General features: G+C 50.3%; 14 protein-coding genes. 7 read left to right on the top strand and 7 right to left on the bottom strand.

Annotation, left to right across the window (positions count from 1 at the left end):
* The first annotated feature begins 73 nt into the window (after positions 1–73).
* The 3 genes from parC (at position 74) to ACJJIQ_RS17495 (ending at position 3982) form a co-directional block, all read left to right on the top strand.
* The gene (gene parC, locus ACJJIQ_RS17505; protein WP_444911595.1) at positions 74–2323 is read left to right on the top strand and encodes a DNA topoisomerase IV subunit A; all 2250 of its coding nucleotides are present in this window, start codon (positions 74–76) and stop codon (positions 2321–2323) included.
* Positions 2324–2460: 137 nt separating this feature from the next.
* A complete protein-coding gene (locus tag ACJJIQ_RS17500; protein WP_445362575.1) occupies positions 2461–2910 on the top strand; it encodes a MarR family winged helix-turn-helix transcriptional regulator in 450 nt (149 codons plus the stop codon).
* The gene (locus ACJJIQ_RS17495; RefSeq protein ID WP_282931136.1) at positions 2903–3982 is read left to right on the top strand and encodes an HlyD family secretion protein; all 1080 of its coding nucleotides are present in this window, start codon (positions 2903–2905) and stop codon (positions 3980–3982) included. Before ACJJIQ_RS17500 ends, ACJJIQ_RS17495 begins: the two co-directional genes overlap by 8 nt.
* Before the next feature lie 64 nt (positions 3983–4046).
* On the opposite strand, the gene ACJJIQ_RS17490 is transcribed toward ACJJIQ_RS17495, so the two are convergent.
* The 3 genes from ACJJIQ_RS17490 to ACJJIQ_RS17480 form a co-directional block, all read right to left on the bottom strand.
* Positions 4047–4466 (bottom strand): DUF2147 domain-containing protein, encoded by a 420-nt coding sequence (locus ACJJIQ_RS17490; protein WP_445362574.1) that lies wholly within the window; start codon positions 4464–4466, stop codon positions 4047–4049.
* Between the two features lie 183 nt (positions 4467–4649).
* Complete coding sequence (locus tag ACJJIQ_RS17485) at positions 4650–6173, bottom strand: protein adenylyltransferase SelO (RefSeq protein ID WP_445362573.1); 1524 nt, start codon at positions 6171–6173, stop codon at positions 4650–4652.
* Between the two features lie 15 nt (positions 6174–6188).
* Positions 6189–7661 (bottom strand): Ppx/GppA phosphatase family protein, encoded by a 1473-nt coding sequence (locus tag ACJJIQ_RS17480; protein ID WP_445362572.1) that lies wholly within the window; start codon positions 7659–7661, stop codon positions 6189–6191.
* Positions 7662–8046: 385 nt separating this feature from the next.
* On the opposite strand from ACJJIQ_RS17480, the gene ppk1 (ACJJIQ_RS17475) reads away from it, so the two are divergent.
* Complete coding sequence (ppk1, locus tag ACJJIQ_RS17475) at positions 8047–10095, top strand: polyphosphate kinase 1 (protein ID WP_445362571.1); 2049 nt, start codon at positions 8047–8049, stop codon at positions 10093–10095.
* 359 nt (positions 10096–10454) lie between these two features.
* On the top strand, positions 10455–12506 hold the full coding sequence (ppk1, locus tag ACJJIQ_RS17470; protein WP_445362570.1) for a polyphosphate kinase 1: 2052 nt from the start codon (positions 10455–10457) through the stop codon (positions 12504–12506).
* Positions 12507–12595: 89 nt separating this feature from the next.
* On the opposite strand, the gene ACJJIQ_RS17465 is transcribed toward ppk1 (ACJJIQ_RS17470), so the two are convergent.
* Together ACJJIQ_RS17465 and aceK are read right to left on the bottom strand one after the other, a co-directional pair.
* Positions 12596–13105: a hypothetical protein gene (locus ACJJIQ_RS17465; protein WP_444907179.1), complete on the bottom strand. Its 510-nt coding sequence runs from the start codon at positions 13103–13105 to the stop codon at positions 12596–12598.
* A 56-nt stretch (positions 13106–13161) separates the two neighbouring features.
* Positions 13162–14916, bottom strand: a complete 1755-nt coding sequence (aceK, locus tag ACJJIQ_RS17460; protein WP_445359009.1) for a bifunctional isocitrate dehydrogenase kinase/phosphatase — start codon at positions 14914–14916, stop codon at positions 13162–13164.
* Between the two features lie 156 nt (positions 14917–15072).
* Between aceK and ACJJIQ_RS17455 the strand changes: the two genes are divergently transcribed.
* Positions 15073–15681: a MarC family protein gene (locus ACJJIQ_RS17455; protein ID WP_282931144.1), complete on the top strand. Its 609-nt coding sequence runs from the start codon at positions 15073–15075 to the stop codon at positions 15679–15681.
* Between the two features lie 149 nt (positions 15682–15830).
* A complete protein-coding gene (locus ACJJIQ_RS17450; protein WP_445362569.1) occupies positions 15831–16565 on the top strand; it encodes a sulfite exporter TauE/SafE family protein in 735 nt (244 codons plus the stop codon).
* 127 nt (positions 16566–16692) lie between these two features.
* On the opposite strand, the gene ACJJIQ_RS17445 is transcribed toward ACJJIQ_RS17450, so the two are convergent.
* Both ACJJIQ_RS17445 and ACJJIQ_RS17440 read right to left on the bottom strand, forming a co-directional pair.
* Entirely contained in the window at positions 16693–17634 is a 942-nt protein-coding gene (locus ACJJIQ_RS17445) for an IS1595 family transposase (protein ID WP_445362153.1), read from the bottom strand.
* Positions 17635–17733: 99 nt separating this feature from the next.
* On the bottom strand, positions 17734–18093 hold the full coding sequence (locus ACJJIQ_RS17440; protein ID WP_444911587.1) for a putative quinol monooxygenase: 360 nt from the start codon (positions 18091–18093) through the stop codon (positions 17734–17736).
* Between the last annotated feature and the right edge of the window lie 730 nt (positions 18094–18823).

The raw sequence follows: 18823 nt of genomic DNA, 5'->3' as shown, positions 1-18823 counted from the left end.
TTCAGCTTCCCTTTGAACCTCCCGCTCCAGTCCGCCATAATCCGCTCCTTCCGAATCGAATAACGAGAGCTGTATGACCGACACCTCTGTTTATGAGGCCACAGAGCGCCTGCCGTTAAAGGAGTACACCGAAAAGGCGTACCTGGATTACTCCATGTATGTGATCCTGGACCGCGCCCTGCCGAATATCGGTGACGGCCTTAAGCCTGTACAGCGGCGTATCGTGTACGCCATGAGTGAGCTGGGCCTGAAGAATACTGCCAAGTATAAGAAGTCCGCGCGCACCGTTGGTGATGTGATCGGTAAGTACCACCCGCACGGCGATAGCGCGGTGTACGAGGCGATGGTACTGATGGCGCAACCGTTTAGTTATCGCTACCCCCTGATTGATGGCCAGGGCAACTGGGGCTCGCCGGATGATCCCAAGTCCTTTGCCGCGATGCGTTACACCGAGTCGCGCATGGGGAAATATTCGGAAGTGCTGCTGTCGGAGTTGGGGCAGGGCACTGTGGACTGGCAGCCCAACTTTGACGGCACCATGGATGAGCCCTGCGTACTGCCTGCGCGGGTGCCCAATATTCTATTGAACGGTACCACCGGTATTGCCGTGGGTATGGCTACGGATATTCCCCCGCATAACTTGCGCGAAGTGGTCAACGCGACTGTAGAGCTGCTGGAGAATCCCAAGGCCACAGTAGAAGAGCTGTGTGAGCATATTCTCGGCCCGGATATGCCCACTGAGGCAGAGATTATTACGCCACGGGATGATATCCGTAAGATTTACACCTCCGGTCGCGGTTCTATCAAGATGCGCGCCCTGTGGAGTAAGGAAGACGGCGATATTGTCATTACTGCGCTGCCTCATCAGGTGAGCGGTGCCAAGGTGTTGGAGCAGATTGCCCAGCAGATGCAGGCGAAGAAGCTGCCCATGGTGAGCGACCTGCGCGATGAGTCGGATCACGAAAACCCCACTCGCCTGGTAATTGTGCCGAAATCCAATCGGGTGGATATGGAATCGGTGATGAATCACCTGTTTGCCACTACCGATCTTGAGCGCAACTACCGCGTCAATATGAATATGATCGGTATCGACGGGCGCCCGCAGGTGAAGTCCCTCGATAAAATCCTGCGGGAGTGGCTGACTTTCCGCGCCACTACCACCCGCCGTCGTCTGCAGTTCCGTCTGGATAAAGTTGAGAAGCGCCTGCACCTGTTGGCAGGTTTGCTGGTTGCCTTCCTCAATATTGATGAAGTGATCGAAATTATCCGTACCTGTGACGAGCCCAAGCAGGAGCTGATGGATCGCTTTGAGCTCACGGATATCCAAGCGGACTACATTCTCGATACCAAGCTGCGCCAGTTGGCACGCCTCGAAGAGATGAAGATTCGCGGCGAGCAGGCGGAGCTGGAAAAAGAGCGAGATACCCTCACCAAGACCCTGAATAGCGAGCGTCGCCTCAAGACCTTGATCAAGAAAGAGCTTCTGGCCGCAGCCAAAGAGTTTGGCGACGATCGCCGTTCCCCAATTGTGGCTCGTGAAGAGGCCAAGGCGTTTAGTGAATCTGAGCTGCTGTCTTCAGATCCCATCACCGTTATCGTTTCTGAAAAAGGTTGGATTCGCGCGGCCAAGGGCCATGAAATTGATGCGGCAGCGCTCAGTTATAAGGCGGGGGACAGTCTCGGTTTTGCCGCGCGGGGCAAGAGTAACCAGCCCGCGTTATTACTCGATAGCACTGGTCGCAGTTACTCCATTGCCTCCCACACTTTGCCTTCGGCACGAGGGCAGGGCGAACCCCTCAGCGGGCGTATCAATCCCCCCTCCGGTGCAACCTTTGAGGGCTTGTTGATGGGCCCTGATGAGCAGCGAGTGTTACTGGCTTCCGATGCGGGCTATGGCTTTATCGCCAAGCTCTCTGATTTGCAGTCGCGCAATAAGGCGGGTAAAGCCATGCTGACCCTGCCCAAGGGGGCCCAGGTGCTTGCACCTCAATTGCTGGAGAGTCTCGATGACGTTCTGCTGGCAGCGGTGACCACTGAAGGGCGCATGTTGGTATTCCCGGTGACTGAGTTGCCGGAATTGTCCAAAGGCAAGGGCAATAAGATTATCAATATCACTTCGGCCCGAGCTGCGGCCCGCGAAGAGGTGGTCATTGGTGTTGCTGTATTGAAGGGCAGGGACCAGCTGGTCGTTCACGCCGGTAAGCGCCATACCAAGATCAAGATCTCGGAGATGGATCACTATCGCGGTGAGCGTGGCCGGCGTGGCAACAAGCTGCCCCGGGGCTTCCAGAAGGTCGATAAGATCGAGGTTCTGGAGAAATAGGCCCATCCCGGATGCAGGTCGAAAGGGCGGTCCTAGTGACCGCCTTTTTTAATGGGGTTTTGGGATATTGATAACTCGCACATTGATGAAATAATAAGCAGGCTTATAATGAGCGGCCTTAGACAGGGAGAGTAGATATGTCCAGGGAAGATGCCGTTACTGAAATGAGTTTTGAACTACACAGTGCAGCACGGCTGCTGCGGCGAAACTTTGACCGCAGAGCCAAGGACCACGGGCTGAGTGGATCCCGCTGGCAGGTGCTTTGGCATCTATTGCGTGAGGAGGGCCTCAAGCAGGCAGAGTTGGCCGAGCGCCTGGACCTAGCGCCGATCAGTCTGGCGCGCCAGCTGGATAACCTCCAGCAGGAGGGGCTGGTGGAGCGGAGGCCCGATCCCGAGGACCGGCGCTGTTTCCGTATTTATCTGACGGGGCAGGCAATGCCGGCCCTCGAGTTACTGGGCGGTGTAGCCCAGCAGACCCGCAGTGAGGCACTTGCGGGCTTTTCCGCCGCAGAGATGGATCAATTGCAGTCGCTGCTATTGCGGTTGCGCAAGAATTTGACACGTGAAGAGATTGAATGTGACTGAAAAGCTGTCTATTAAGCTAGACCGCGCCGGACAAAGAGAGTTCGCACTCTCCTTTTTCCTGGTACTGGCCGTCCTGATAGGGGGATGGAACCTGTTGCGCGGTAGCGATATTGTCGAGACAGAGAACGCTTACGTGAAAGCGGACAAGATCTCCCTGGCGCCCGAAGTTAGTGGTGTTGTCACCCAGGTGCTGGTGAGTGCCAACCAAGTAGTGGAGAAAGGGCAATTATTGATTCAGATCGACCGCACGGCCTTCGAACTGGCGGTGACTGAGGCGGAGGCGCGCCTGGCCCAAGTGCGCAACGAATTGCTCGCTCGTCGTTCGGAATATGCTGAAGCAGATGCTGCGTTGCAGCAGGCACGGAAAGATGCGGACTTTTACCGCCGCCAATTGGAGCGCAATGAAAAACTGAGCAAGGTGGCGTTTTCCGAGGCGGAGCTGGACAGCGCCCGCCAGCAGCTGGAGCGCGCTCGCGCCCAAATCACCATTAATGCTGAGAAGCTTTCCAGCTTGCGCGCTGAACTGGGAGGTGATCCCAGTATTGCCCTGGAAGAGCAGGCAGATTTAAAAGTGGCTCAAGCGCAACTGGATACCGCCCGCTACCAGTTATCGCGCACGCGTATTATTGCTCCCGTGGATGGCACTATCGCCAATACTGTACCCAAGGTGGGGGAGATGGCCACTCTGGGCATTAACCTGCTACAAATGATTGGCTCCACTGGCCTTTGGGTGGAGGCCAACCTGAAAGAGACCGAGCTGGGCCGCGTGCGCACGGGTCAGCAAGCGGAAGTGACCCTGGATGCCTACCCGGATTTTGAGTGGCAGGCTCAGGTGGACAGTATGAGTCCCGCCAGTGGCAGTGAGTTTGCTTCCACACCGCCGCAGAATGCCAGTGGCAAGTGGGAGAAAGTAGTGCAGCGGGTGCCGGTGCGCCTGCGTCTATACCCTCTCAAGGATTCTCCGCCTCTGCGCGCAGGTATGAGCGCCAAGGTAAGAATTGATACCAGTGAAGACGATAAAGTGGTGTCGGCTCGTGCAACGAGCGGTGAAAGCGGCAGGGTGGTGCTTTAACTGAGTTTGAGAGAGAGGGTTCTGGGCCCGATAGAACTCGGGCCCGAGAGCTGCACCTAGTTGCTTATTGAACTCGGTGCCAAGTTTGGGTGCGGTAGAGGAAGCCCAGGTAGCCGCGCAGCTTAAGGGTGTTGTCATCCTCCAGCCAGACTTTAAGGTCGTAAACCTTGCCTTTTACCGGGTCGAGAATTTCCCCGTCCTCGTATTTTTTCCCTTTCTTTTCCAGCCCGCTGATGACATCCATGCCGACAATGGGCTTACCTTTCAGGTCGCCTGGGCACTTGTCGCAAGCGGTGTCGTTAGGCTTCATCAGAAGATCCACTACCTTGCCGTAATACTTCCCATCCTTTTCATAGATGTTGACGATGGACTTTGTCTCTCCGGTCTCGTCATCGATAGTGCGCCAGTTGCCCAGGATATCTGCAGCACTGGCCTGCAGGGCGAACAGCAGGCCAAAGGTGGCCAGAAGCAGGTTTCTAATCATCACTTATTTTCCTATGTAAAGTAGGGTGACCCGGATATTACATCAAGTCACCTGCGAGGGCAGTGGGCTAGTCGTCATCAGGTAAAATCTAACAGTCAAAAAGTAGCATTTGGCCACATATCCCTGCCTTTTCTCTCTATTTGTCCCAATTTCGGGACCTTTGTGTGTTACCCAAAGGCACCTTTAAGAGGAACAGCTCAAGGGGATACGCTTGCCGGATTCTGGCGGTGCACTGGCCCAGACTTCTCGCTCCGGGTGCTCGGCGAAAGGGGATTGCAGTAACTGGCGCAGAGTCCGCAAAGGATGATAGTCGCCATCTTCAGCAGCCTCGATGACCTTCTGTGCCAAATAGTTGCGCAGAATGTATTTCGGGTTGACTGACAGCATGGCCAAATTGCGCTCCCGGGAGTTATTTGTCTCCCGGGTGAGGCGGCGATCGTAGTGCTCCAGCCATTGATCCAGGGCGCTGTGGTGAGAGGGTTTGAGTAACTCGTGCAAAGCGCTGGCCGGACGCTCCCCCCGGTAGTGGGCCAGGGCGCGGAAAAACAGGCTGTAGTCGGCCTGGCCGTGTTGAAGCAACTTCAGCAGTTCCGAGCAGAGGGCCTGGTCGCCATCCTCTTCTTTTTCCAGGCCCAGTTTGGCCCGCATACGTTGCGCATAGGCTTCGCTTACCACCGGCTGGAATTGCTCCAGGCATTCGCGTAGGGCGTCTACACCGACAAAGGCCGACAGTGCATGGGCGAGAGCATTCAGGTTCCACAGTACGACTCCAGGCTGTTGCTCAAAGGCGTAACGGCCGGTGTGGTCGGAGTGATTGCAGATAAAAGTGGGGTCGTAGTCGTCCAGGAAGGCGTAGGGTCCGTAGTCAAAGGTGTCGCCAATAATCGACATGTTGTCGGTGTTGAGCACGCCGTGGGCAAAGCCTGCGGACTGCCAGGCTGCAACTAGCTCTGCACTGCGGCGGGTGGTAAAGCGCAGCAGTGCTTCAGCTTGGTCTCCCACTGCCATACCCTCTGTACCCGGTATAAAGCGTCGGCAAATAACCCCGATCAACTCCTGTAGGGCCTCCAGTTGCTTGGTGTAAAACAGGTATTCAAAGTGACCGAAACGCACGTGGCTCTCCGCTACTCGGATCAGCATGGCCCCGGTTTCAATTTTCTCACGGGTGACAGGTTCGTCGCTTCCGACAATGCACAGTGCCCGGGTACTGGGAATACCGAGGCCGTAGAGTGCCTCACTGGCGAGGTACTCCCGTATGGTGGAGCGCAATACTGCGCGGCCATCACCAAAGCGGGAGTAGGGCGTTTTTCCTGCACCCTTTAAATGCAGTTCCCAGCGCCGGCCTTCATTCTCGATTTCACCCAACAGCAGCGCTCGCCCATCCCCCAGGTCCGGGTTGTAGACCCCGAACTGGTGACCGGTGTATTTCATGGCAAATGGGCGGCTTCCCTTAAACAGGCGGGCGCCGCAGCCCAGCTCGGCCCAGGCGGGGTCAGATTTCTCGTTGGGATCTATTCCCAATAGTTGCAGCACTGAAGGGTTGGTATCGATTACCTTGGGGTGGCGGAAAGGAGTGGGTGCTATGGGGGTGCCAAAGGCTTCCCCCATATCCGCATAGTGGTGTTCGAGAGTGACTTCGCTCAGTTTCATAGCTTTTGATTGTAGGGTGAATATTCGCGTAAAACGCCAGTGTCCAGAGTGGCTCACAAGGGCCCCTGGCTCTTATATCGCCGTTATCTGTAGGGGCCGATTTTGTGAGCGCCAGTGTTGCTCTTCCTGCTCCAACAATTCTGCAATTGCCGGGCTATCCTCCAGCCACTGTTGATCGGCTTCCAGGTGATAGGCGTCTCCCTGGTCATATAGCTTTAAGCCGTCCAGGCTGCGTTCGGTGCGGTCCCGGTGAATAATACATCCGAGGCGCAGACATAATAGAAGGTCTGGGCTGGGGTGGAAGCCATAGTGCTCCCGTGGCGGTTTGATTCTTCCCCGTTGGTTGTGCACCAGATAGGCCAGGTGCTCCTGTTCACTTTTGGCAAATCCGGCCATATCGGCGTGTTTAACCATATAAGCCCCCAGCTTGCGGAAGCTGCTGTGAGTTAGGGCCAGGCCGGTTTCGTGCAACTGGATAGCCCAGTGCAGTCGCACCTTGCCTTCTGGTGGGTACTGGGGGCGCAACTGCTGCAGGAGCTTGAGTGAGGTGGAACTGACACGTTTAGCCTGGTTGGTATCTACCTGCCAGCGCTCTACCATGGCGGCAATCGTATCTGCACGTCGATCCCCGCCGTGCAAGCGCCCGGCCAAGTCGTGCACTATGCCCTCGCGGATTGCATAGGGAGAGACTTCCATACGCATAATGTCAAGTTCGCAGAATATTGCATGCAGTATCGCCAGGCCGGCAGCTAATACCGGGCGACGCTCTTCATCCAGGTAGGGCAAATCCAGGTCCGCGATATGTTTGGCGGAGGAAACCCGGTGCGCAAGCTGATCGATATCCCCGCGCTTGATCGCCTTTACTTCACCATCATTGCAAATCCTGGCAACCGCTTTGATAGTCCCGGAGCAACCGGTAACTTCCGCGCCTTCGGCAATATGCTGTAGCTCCTGCAATTCGGCCCGCGCCGCTCGCCGCGCGCGCTGGAAGTGGTTTACAGTGTTGCGGCTGATCAGGCCATCGGCGAAGAAACGTTTACTGTAGGAAACACAGCCTATATCCAGGCTTTCCAGTTGCTGTGGAGTATCACCACCGCGAACCAGCTCCGTAGAGCCACCGCCAATATCAATAATGCAGCGCAAACGAGGGGGGCCATTGGCGGCGGCGAGAACCCCAGTAAAGATCAGGCGGGCCTCCTCGATGCCGCTGATAATTTCCACCGGCACACCGAGTATTGATTCCACTTCTTCCAAAAAGCCATCGGCATTGGCCGCAGCCATACGCAGTGTATTTGTACCCACAACACGTACATGGTCGAGGGGCAGTTTATCCATCACAGGTTGAAAGCGCTGCAGAGCGGCCAGGGCCCGTTCGGTTACTGTCGGGTCCAAGTGGTGGTTAATATCCAGCCCCTCGGCCAGGCGCACCATGGCTCTGTCTGTGTGCAGGCGTACCATGCGCTGATCACGAAATTCTGCCAGGAGCAGATGAAAACTGTTTGAGCCCAAATCTAGGGCGGCATAGCGTTCGTTTGGAGCTTGCATCAATATCCCGTTGAAAGCGCTAATGTATGGAGTCGGACGCTCTATTATTCATTTCGCCACTTTTCAGTCCAATAGTGGGTGCAGTCAATTTACAGCGCACCAAAAAGGCGCCACCTATAAAAGTGTTACAAAATTATTAAATATCTTTTATAAATAAAAGATATTTTTTATTTATTTGTGCCAATTTATGGACTGAAACAGTGTGGCAGAAAACTGTGAAGCCATACTAGATCGTTATATTGCTATAGGCGCTTGCTCACAGCCACATTTCAGTGGCATATTTCTTTACTTAATCTTGACCCTCAGCCCCGTGTTAAGGCTGCTTTCAGAATAATCTGGATTTTTAAACTGCCGTCAGATACTGGGTGCGTTTTATGGTTTTGCAATGTCTAACGATGTGCCTCTATTTCCCAAAGAGTTGAGCTGGCTTTCATTTAACGAGCGTGTTTTGCAGGAGGTGGAAGATGAAAGTGTACCTGTTATTGAGCGCGTACATTTTTTGGGAATCTTCTCTAATAACCTGGATGAGTTTTTCCGTGTGCACGTTGCAGCGGTACGTCGTTTAGCAGCCTTTTCCGTTGGCGGAGAAAAGAAGGAATATTACAGTAATCTATTGCAATCGATTAATAATCGAGTGTTGAGGTTACAGTTGCGCTATGCGAAGGCCTATAACAAAGCTTTAAAGGATCTGGCAAAGCATGATATCCATGTGGTTAGGGAGACTTCGCTTAGCGATAACCAGCGCCAGTTTGTAGAAAGTTACTTTCACCGGGAAGTGCTGCCGGAGTTGGAGCCATTCTTTATCGATGGGCGCAAGCCCATGCCATTGATTAATGAAACCAGTATCTATTTTGCGATAGCACTTGAGTTGGATGATGGTACCGAGCGCTATGTGGCAATGGAGATTCCTACGGATACACTTCCCCGCTTTGTGGAGATTCCTCCACGGGAGGGGAAGCGGGAGAAAGTCTACATCGTTCTCGATAATATTATCCGGGGATGCCTTAAAGAAATATTTCGCCATGTGGTGCCTATCGCTAAAGCCAGCGCCTATACCTTTAAGATCAGTCGCGATGCTGAGTTGGAGTTAAGTGAAGAGGTAACCCAGAATATTCTCGACCGAATGGAGCGCTCTCTAAAAAAGAGAAAGCGCGCAGATCCGGTGCGTATGGCATACGATGGTGATATGCCTGAGGCTCTACTGGAGTTGGTGAAGAAGAAACTGAAAATGGGTCGTTATGATACCTATACCCCCGGTGGGCGTTATCACAACTCCAAAGATCTGATGAAATTCCCGGGAGAATCCGCCCGACTTCGCTATAAGCGCCTCACACCACTGCCAGCCTTACCGAAAAATGAAAGTGTATTTTCACAGCTATGCGTAGGGGATCGGCTTTATTATTATCCCTATTATGACTTCCATGCGATTGTCAATTTCCTGGCCTCTGCCGCACTAGACCCTCAAGTTAAAGAAATTCGGATTAATCTCTACCGGGTAGCAAAGAACTCCCGTGTAGTTGCGGCTCTGGTTAATGCGGTTCGCAATAACAAAAAGGTGACTGCGGTGGTGGAGTTGCGGGCGCGCTTTGATGAAAAGGCCAATATCCATTGGTCCCATGAGCTGAGCGATGCCGGGGTGAATGTAGTGTATGGCATGCCCAACCTCAAAGTACATTGCAAGTTAATTTCTGTGCTTCGCCGCGAGGATGGCAAAGACCGTTTCTACAGCCATCTAGGCACCGGTAACTTTAATGAAAATACAGCGAAGGTCTATTGTGATTTTAGCTTATTGACCAATAACCAGGAGCTGGGTAGGGACGTTTACAATGTATTTGAGTTTATGCAGGCACCGCGTAAGCGCCCTTCTTTTAAGCGTATTATCACTTCACCATTTTTCTATCGGGATGCGATTACTGCGGCGATAGATCGTGAAATTGATGCCGCCCAGGCAGGGAAGGAAGCGGCGCTATTTTTCAAGTGTAATAACCTTGTGGATAGTCAGATTATTGAGCAGCTGTATCGCGCCAGTGCCGCAGGTGTAAAAATTCGTATTATCGTTCGTGGGATGTGTGCATTGGTTTGTGAAACTCCGGGCGTATCAGACAATATTCGTATTATCAGTTTGGTAGATAAGTACCTGGAGCATGCCCGGGTCTATATTTTTCACAATGGTGGTGATGAGCTGATGTGGTTGTCTTCGGCGGACCTGATGAAACGAAACCTGGATCAGCGAGTTGAAGTCACTTTCCCGCTTATGAATCCGGAGCACCAGGCTACAGTTCGCAAAATTATGGAATTGCAGTGGAGTGATAATCAGAAGGCGCGGCTGATTGATGCCAAGCAAACAAATTCCAAGTTAGCTAATGAGGGACGAAAAGGTTGTCGATCCCAGGATGCCATCTATCGCTTTTTAAAGCAGCGTGAGGCGGAATAGTATAGATCGCCAGTGATGGGCTGCAGACCTTCCTTAGATTAAATGGTGACCCTTCAGTTTGTCTGTGGGGTCACAAATACCATTTGCACTGCTAACATCATTATTCTACCCAGTTTAGGCTTCACTCTTGACAGAGTGCATCTTTTCTCTATTTATTGATCCCGCTACCAAGATAGAAACTTTACTGTTGGTTTTATAGCCGACATCACAAGGAGTTAATCCAAAAATACGCTGTCACCTTGTTCTATTATTTTATAGTTAGCCAGATTTTAAGCTCTGTACCAGTAGGGCGGATTTAGGGAGGCTAGCATCTGGATTTTGGTGATTAATAGTAGAAGCGTTGGTGAAGTGCTCTATCTATGCTGAATGATATTCCTCTATTTCCCAGCGAATTAAGCTGGCTATCTTTTAATGAGCGAGTACTGCAGGAAGCCGAGGATGAAACAGTCCCGGCTATCGAACGGGTACACTTTCTCGGAATTTTCTCCCAGAATATGGATGAGTTTTTCCGCATTAAGGTGGCTGGTGTGCGGAGGTTGGCGAGTATTGATTCTGGTGTGGGGCAGAGGGAGCACTTTTCCCAGCTGTTGAAAACTATTAATGATCGTATTTTGACACTTGAAAAGCGCTATGCCGAAGCTTATGTCAAAGTGTTATCGGGGTTGAAAAAACATAGTATTTATCTTGTTCGAGAAGATAGCTTAAATAGCCATCAGTTGGGATTTGTAAAAAATTATTTCCATAGCCTGGTTTTACCGGAGTTAGAGCCTTTTTTTATCGATGGCAGATCAGCAATGCCATTGCTGAGTGACAACAATATCTATTTCGCTATCACTTTGAATTTAAAAGGGGAGCCAAGCAGATATGCAGTTATGGAGATTCCCACTGCTATTCTTCCCCGGTTCCTGGAAATCCCATCGCGCCAAGGCAGGAAAGAAAAAGTTTACATCGTTCTGGATAATATTATTCGAGTGTGCCTGGAAGAAGTCTTCCGCAATGTTCTGCCTATTCTTTCTGCCAAGGCCTATATGTTCAAGATAAGTCGGGATGCAGATATTGAGCTGGGGGAGTATGTCAACCGGGATATTCTCGAACGTGTTGAACGGTCGCTCAAACAGCGTAAGCGTGCAGAGCCGGTACGTCTTGCTTACGACATGGAAATGCCTAATACACTGTTGGAGCTGATTAAGAAAAAGCTGAAGATGGGGGCCAGGGATAGTTATACCCCTGGTGGGCGTTATCACAACTCCAAAGATCTTATGGGCTTTGCCCCGGACTCCAAAAGTTGTCGGTATAGAAGGCCGGCACCGCTCTTGGCTTTATCCGCCAGTGAAAATATTTTTGACCAATTGCAAGCCGATGATGGATTGTTTTGTTATCCGTATCACGATTTTTGGGCAATAACAAATTTTCTTGCCTCGGCATCTATTGATCCGCAGGTAAAAGAGATACGTATCACCTTGTATCGAATGGCGAAAAACTCAAGAGTGATCGCGGCGTTAATTAATGCGGCTAGAAATAATAAAAAAGTGATTGCGGTTGTTGAATTGCGGGCGAGTTTTGATGAAAAAGCCAATATTTATTGGTCCCGTAAATTAATAGAAGCAGGAGTATTGGTTGTTTACGGCGTTCCTGAAATGGAGGTTCATGCGAAGTTAATTTCTGTAGTCCGCCGTGAGCAGGGAAAGAATCGTTTTTATACCCAGTTGGGAACAGGAAATTTTAACGAGAGTACTGCTCGTGTCTACTGTGATTTCAGTGTGTTGACTAATGATCAGGGAGTGGGTCGCGACATCTATAACTTGTTTGAATTTATGCGATTCCCCAATACGAAACAGGTTTTCAAGCATATTATCGTTTCTCCTTTCTCATTGAGAAGTTCCTTTGAGCAGGCAATAGACCGGGAAATAGAGGCAGCCCTTGCTGGGCGTAAAGCTGGCATATTCTTTAAGTGCAATAGCCTGATAGACAGCAAACTGATTGCCCACCTTTATCGGGCGAGCGCTGCGGGAGTAGAGATTCGATTACTCGTTCGCGGTGAGTGCTCTTTGGTATGCGACACCCCTGGATTATCCGACAATATTAAGGTGATCAGTTTGGTGGATAAGTTTCTGGAGCACGCAAGGATTTATGTGTTTCATAATGGTGGCGATGAACTGATGTGGATGTCCTCTGCAAACCTGAAAAACCGCTGTCTGGATCAACGGATCGAAGTTACTTATCCGGTAACCAATTCTCGACACCTCCGAACCATTAAGAAGATCATGGAATTACAGTGGCATGATAATCAGAAAGCCCGCTTAATTGATGCCGGTCAAACCAATACTAGATTGGCTAATGAAGGGAGTAGGGGCTGTCGGGCCCAGGACGCTATTTACCGCTATTTAAAGAAGCATTCTCAGAGGTACTAAAAAAGGCAGAAGGGAAATTGTACGGTGCCCAAGAGGCCTAACCGGGTGTCTCAACTAAGGTCTATTTACGCTAGTGGCAACTCTTTTTTTCAGTTGGGGCTAAATCCCACCAGTTGTCCATCACTAAATGAAAAACGATATCCCTGGCCCACCTTCAGCCGCTGGCCGCAGGGGGATTGAATCGTAATACGGGGATATTGCGGTGTTGAGATCCAGGTTGCAAAGTCGCCTCTAGGTCCGCGTCCCAGCAGCTGGTAATAATCTCCATAGTTACAGAAGGCTGCTGGCGTACACCTTTCCGCGCCCCAGACATAGGCAATCACGTCGAACTGTTGGGGTAGGCCGTATGACTCTACGAACGGTTGTCGCGGATTTTCGGTAAAAGTAAACACTTCATCAAAGGATAGGGTTGGAAACCCCCGGGCGGGGGTTGCGCAGCTAACTACGTGGGGTTTTCCTGTGATTCGTGCGTAAGGTGGTGGGCGCTTTGCCGGCGGAAGCTTACCGGGGATGGACATCTCGCTGGGGAAATAGCCGCAACCGCTGGTCGTCAGCAGGGAAACAGTTGCGGCAACTAGAGCCCAGCGAAAAATATGCACGGATTATCCGCTCCCTTGGAAAAGTCCTCCTACCAATATAGTCATAGATTGGTCGTCTACTTTTGTTGTGCACGGTTATGGGAACGGCGCGGGAAACGCCACTTGCGTCGATAGGGGAAAGCACTCTCCACATGTCCGGCGCGAATACGATCTTGTAAGAGTTTCCAGAAGCGATAGTTGTATAAATCGCCGTGCTGCTTTTCGAATGCAGCGCGCGCGGTGGGATTGCCAGAGAAGAACAGGCGGAATTCTTCCGGGAAGACGTCGGCTTCTGCGACGGTATACCAAGGCTTGTCGGCCAGCTCCTGCTCAGAGGTGTGAGCTTCGGGAATCTTGCGGAAGTTACATTCCGTCAATGGGCAGAGCTCATCGTAATCGTAGAAGACTACCCGCCCGTGACGGGTAACCCCAAAGTTTTTCAGCAACATGTCGCCTGGGAAGATATTTGCGGCTGCCAGCTGTTTGATGGCATTGCCATACTCTTCCATGGCCTCCTTGGTTTGCTCTTCATTGGCGTGTTGCAGGTAGAGGTTAAGCGGTTCCATACGCCGCTCTACATACAGGTGTTTGATGATGACCCGCTTCTCATCAATGATCAGTTTTGATGGTGCTACTTCCTGCAGTTCTTTAATCAGCTCTTCACTGAAGCGATTGCGGTAGAAAATAAAGTAAGAATACTCCTGGGTGTCAGCCATACGGCCGACCCGGTCAGAGCGGGATACGAACTTGTACTTTTCTTTTACGATCTTCTCGGTGACAGTTTTCGGCTGGTCGAACTCATCTTTAATGACTTTAAATACCACCGGGTAGGAGGGCAATGTGAATACACTCATCACCATCCCTTTAATGCCCGGTGCAATAACAAACTTGTCGTTACTGACCTTCATATGGGCGAGGATATGGCGGTAGAACTCGGTCTTACCGTGTTTGTGGAAGCCGATAGAGTTGTAAAGCTCAGACTTCTCCTTGAGCGGCATAATGGTGGACAGGAAGCGCACAAAGCGGGAGGGGATTGGCGCATCCACCATAAAGTAGGAACGGGTAAAGCTGAAAATGATACTGGCGGAGTCGTTATTGTAGATAAGGGTGTCCACAAAAATACCGCCGCGCCCGTTGTTTAGGCAGGGCAGGATCATGGGGATAACTTCGCCGTTCAGGATAATGCGCCCCACCAGGTAGGCCGCTTTGTTACGGTAGAAAACCGACTCCAGCATATCCACCCGCAAGTGTTTCTCGCTGTCCACATTGGCCAGGGGGGCGCTGCGCAGGGATTCGCAGATATGGGCAATGTCGCGCTCCATATTCTCCCAGGGCGTGGAGAAGCTGAAATCCTTGAGAATATCTTCGATCATACACTCGAGGCCGTGGCGGCCGCTGTAACTGATATAGATACTGTAATCCCGTAGCGGCTTGTCTTCCGGTGCTCGGGACGGCTTGACGAAGATATTGCTGTCGTGAATGTTGGTGTGGTGAAACTGGCTGCAAAACACCGAGTTAAAAAAGGTCTCGGCGATCTCATAATTGCTGTGATTGGCAATCAGCTGTGCATAAGTGGCGCGGGCATCACGCCACAGCTCCAGCTGGCTGGTGTCCTTGCTGGTTACCGAATGGACCAGGTCCACCACTTGGGTGACCTTGGTTTTGTACAGATCGATCCGGGCTTTATTGGCCTCATGTGCCGCTTGCCAGGAGGCGGTTTCAAAACGGGCCTTGGCGCCCAAAGTGATGTTCTGATAGTCTGCGAAATAGGCGTCAAAACCATTGAGGATGGTTTTAGCGATGCGTCGGGCGGTCGGTGAGTGATTCGTCATGCACTAGACTTTTTTTCTAAGTTACAAGTTACGCTTGCGCCAGCAGTTACCGTAGATAACGGCGTTGGACCCCCTAAGCACACCTCGCTCCGGTCCTGCCCATACTGCCTGGGGCTCTAATTAAGCGGATAGTAGCACGGCACGTCGGAGTCCCAATTGAACGATTGGATCAGTAGCTTTGTCTTTTTCTTTGCTGTGATTGACCCGGTGGGTACTCTGCCAGTGTTTATCGCAGTCACTTCACGACATGCAGAGTGGCAAAAGCGCAGGATAGCCTGGCTGGCAGTACTCGTCGCAACCGGGATCTTGTTGTTCTTTTTGGTCGCAGGGCAATTCTTCCTCGAGGCGATTGGCGTGCCCCTTTCTGCATTTCAGGTAGCCGGAGGCGTCGTCCTGTTCCTGTTTGCCTTAACCATGATATTTGGTGAGAGCAAGCCAGAGCAGGAGATAGAAATCATCCGTGAGGGGCATGAGACAGCGATTTTCCCTCTTGCGGTGCCCTCCATTGCCTCACCCGGAGCCATGCTCGCGGCTGTGGTACTCACAGATAACCATCGATTTGATGTGGTTCATCAGCTGAGTACAGCATCTGCCATGATAGCGGTGTTGGCGATAGTGATATTGCTGCTGCTAACTGCCAACTGGATATATCGATTTATTGGTGATGCCGGGGCCAGTATCGTAAGTCGCGTTATGGGGCTGATCCTGGCCTCCGTAGCAACAACCAATGTACTTGTCGGGATTCAGCAGTTCTTTTCAATTTAACTACTGGCATTTGGTTTTGTACTGGTTGAGCTAAGGCTGCGTTTCTTCTAGTGAAGAGAGTATTGGATTGCTGGTTAGTGTTGGAATTGCGCCCAAGCCTGAATTTCTACTTTATTCATTGTGATTTTGGTGACTTCTGAAGCGGTAAAATGATAGAGCTATTGCTGCTGATTTTTGGCGTCTTGATTTGGTATATCAGCACGCTTGCGGCCGGGGGCGGGGCACTGCTCCTTGTTCCAGTGATTAGCTTTATCGTTGGCCCACACCTGGTTGCACCAACGGTAACCATTGCCAAGTGCCTGGCTTCACCCTACCGGGCCCTGATTTTTTGGTCCTATATTGATTGGCGGGTAGTACGCTGGCTTACCCCGGGAAGCTTAGTCGGGGCATTGCTAGGTGCATATTCCTATACACAGATGTCCCCAGAGTGGATACAAATAGTGGTTGGGCTTTTTTTAATGTCCACGATACTTCAGTATCGCTTTGGCCATAGGGAAAGATCTTTTCCCATGTCACTTCCCTATTTTTTACCTCTGGGATTGGTGACCGCTTTTGCTTCCGGTCTTATTGGGGCAATGGGTCCACTTAAGAACCCTTTCTTGCTGAATTATGGTCTCGAGAAAGAATCCCTGATAGCCACTAAGGCCTTTAATGGGCTGTTAATGCAGCTTGTAAAGCTGGGAACTTATATTACATTCTCGGCGGTATCCCTAGAGTTGGCATTCTATGGTGTGGCGGCTGGGCTTGGGGGGATTATTGGTGTAACCCTCGCTAAAAGGAGATTGAATCAGGTCAGCTTTAAAAAATTTAGGAAATACACTCTATTGGTAATGTTTTTGTGTGGCTTGGTATTAGTGATAAAAGCGCTTTATGACATGGTTTAGATTTATAGGGATAGTGTTTATAATTTATTGCCAGAACTAACCGTTTGGAAAGCAAAGAATTAAAATTCGCTCTCCTAATTACAATACTATCATCATAAGAATTAGTATAATTTTTCCTAATTACCACTTATGCTAAGCCAATTTTTAGCAACCTTTCTGGCATCGGTGGTGTCCGAAGAGAGACGTAAATCAATCTTGGAATGAGTGCCGACAAATCAAACCTCCGATTAAAGCGATATTGAAATTCTGCCAAATAGCGCTGTGCATATTTCGGCCTAATAGCATGGTAAGTGCTACGTAGCGCACTCTTTAAATTACCAAGTACTGTATTTACCCAATAGAACTCAGGCTCTTCAACAGAAGCTCGGCCACCACCACAAACAATTTTGTCATGTACACAACCGGCCTCCTTAATGGCATTGAAGCATGGAAGACCATCTGAGATGACTGTGCTGCCACTGCAAAGGTACTTTTTACTCCAGGTTGAAATTTCACTGCTTTTGAAGCCCTTGATAATTGAGAGCTTAATACGGGTTGGGCGTCCCTCCTTGGTTGTTTCAACGGCCGCCACAAAGGGAGTTTTACCCTTGGCTCCGCGCCCGGGCTTGCATCCAGTACGCTCACCACCGAGATAGGCATCATCTAGTTCAATAAAACCGGACAGTTTGTATCGTTGGTCTCGCTCCATCATCACTTGCATGAGTTTCTGCTTCATACGCCATGCTGCGTTGTAAGAGATACCTAGATGTCGAGATAGCTCCATAGAGGAAATGCCCTTCTTATCCTGAGTAATCAGGAAAATACCGAGAAACCAGGTGGTGAGGGGGAGCTTCGTGGAGTCAAAAATTGTACGAGAGGTAATCGATGTCTGACGCCGACAATGGTTACATTGCTTAAGCTTGCGATAAGCGAGGTCGCAATGCTTGTCATGCCCGCAGTGAGGACAACTAAAGCCATTGGGCCAACGCCACTGCGACAGTGCATCGAAGCACTGTTCCTCGCTGCCGTACATTTTGAGGAATTGGGTCAAACTAATACCCTTCTGAAACTGTACCTTGTTGCGAGCCATGGCGTATTCCCTTGCAGATCAACGAGATAGCTGTATTTATATACAGTTACGCATAACTTAGCAAGAGTGGTAATTAGGTAATTTTTTATATTCAGTTTATTAATGGCTGCGTTCGAATCCTGCATAGGTGTGATACTGCTGGGGGGTTAGGCCTGCATGGCGTGCCTGAAGATCTTTGGGAAGATCGCCTAAATAGATGACGCGAGTGGGTTCTGCCGTCTTGAGCCAGCGCTCTGAATAATTCTCCCAGGTATCCACATGTTTATGTGCGGCACTTACATCTTTGAAATGCTCGTATACAATAATTTCTCCACTATCAGAAATATAGTACTGGTAATTCAATGTCCCCGCTTCTTTCTGCGAGACTACCTCTACCATTTCATCAACAATTGACCTAAAGGCCTGCTCCTGTCCGTTCTTTATTTTCGCCTCCACAAGCCAGCCAACATTATTAAACATAAGTATCTCCAATACGGTTTAAGAGGCTTTGACATAAGTGGTAGAGCAACAACTGTCCTGGAAGCATGCTGACTGATAAGCAACCTGTCGCTAAATACCAGAGGGGGAGTAACTGCTCTACTCAGGAAGAAGATCAAGTGATGGTCCTAGATATTGTAGACGACATCGTGGCGTCTAGTTTGGTAAGGCTAGCTATTTGATAGCTCTCCAGTTGCACTGAACCTCACCGGGCTACTTGTATAAGAAACCTGCTTCAGGAATGACTATTGGTTCATTGTTTGGTCTAAGGGAGGGTTCAATGCTTGGGTTGTGAGATAAGCCCAATTGTATTCAGCTGTTCTTTAGAGGCTCCTTAATATCTAAGAGTGGCATATTTTCTATATGTACTGATTGGTAAACAATGATGAGATCCCCGGATCAGCAACAATTTCTAAATTTAGCGTTCTAGAGACAATATTTAAATTTGATGTGGGTAGTCAAATGTAATCGTTAACAGGAATTTTCTCTTTGGCGTATTTAAGATTTTGTATCCTAATTAATACCTGACTTTAAGGCTTAGCCCCAAGGTGTAAGACGGCGTAACAGCCTGTGTACCCTTATTTCAAGCTAAAAGGCATAAAACACATTACTTAAGCGCTTGATAAATGAAAAGTGAAACTGCCAAATAGGGGGAGCAGAAAAAAGTTGTACCTGATAATTTAAAGTCCTTGCTAGTGTGTTTTTTGTACAG

This window comes from Microbulbifer maximicatervae (SeqCode) (assembly GCF_052468295.1).
Note: the sequence above shows the minus strand (reverse complement) of the source record. Positions and strands in the feature narration are given on the sequence as shown.

What these genes read in the sequence shown, in the direction of transcription:
- parC (WP_444911595.1), top strand. Translation starts at nt 74, where the DNA reads ATGACCGACACCTCTGTTTATGAGGCCACAGAGCGCCTGCCGTTAAAG.
- ACJJIQ_RS17500 (WP_445362575.1), top strand. Translation starts at nt 2,461, where the DNA reads ATGTCCAGGGAAGATGCCGTTACTGAAATGAGTTTTGAACTACACAGT.
- ACJJIQ_RS17490 (WP_445362574.1), bottom strand. Translation starts at nt 4,466, where the DNA reads ATGATTAGAAACCTGCTTCTGGCCACCTTTGGCCTGCTGTTCGCCCTG.
- ACJJIQ_RS17480 (WP_445362572.1), bottom strand. Translation starts at nt 7,661, where the DNA reads ATGCAAGCTCCAAACGAACGCTATGCCGCCCTAGATTTGGGCTCAAAC.
- ppk1 (WP_445362571.1), top strand. Translation starts at nt 8,047, where the DNA reads ATGTCTAACGATGTGCCTCTATTTCCCAAAGAGTTGAGCTGGCTTTCA.
- ppk1 (WP_445362570.1), top strand. Translation starts at nt 10,455, where the DNA reads ATGCTGAATGATATTCCTCTATTTCCCAGCGAATTAAGCTGGCTATCT.
- aceK (WP_445359009.1), bottom strand. Translation starts at nt 14,916, where the DNA reads ATGACGAATCACTCACCGACCGCCCGACGCATCGCTAAAACCATCCTC.
- ACJJIQ_RS17450 (WP_445362569.1), top strand. Translation starts at nt 15,831, where the DNA reads ATGATAGAGCTATTGCTGCTGATTTTTGGCGTCTTGATTTGGTATATC.
- ACJJIQ_RS17445 (WP_445362153.1), bottom strand. Translation starts at nt 17,634, where the DNA reads ATGGCTCGCAACAAGGTACAGTTTCAGAAGGGTATTAGTTTGACCCAA.
- ACJJIQ_RS17440 (WP_444911587.1), bottom strand. Translation starts at nt 18,093, where the DNA reads ATGTTTAATAATGTTGGCTGGCTTGTGGAGGCGAAAATAAAGAACGGA.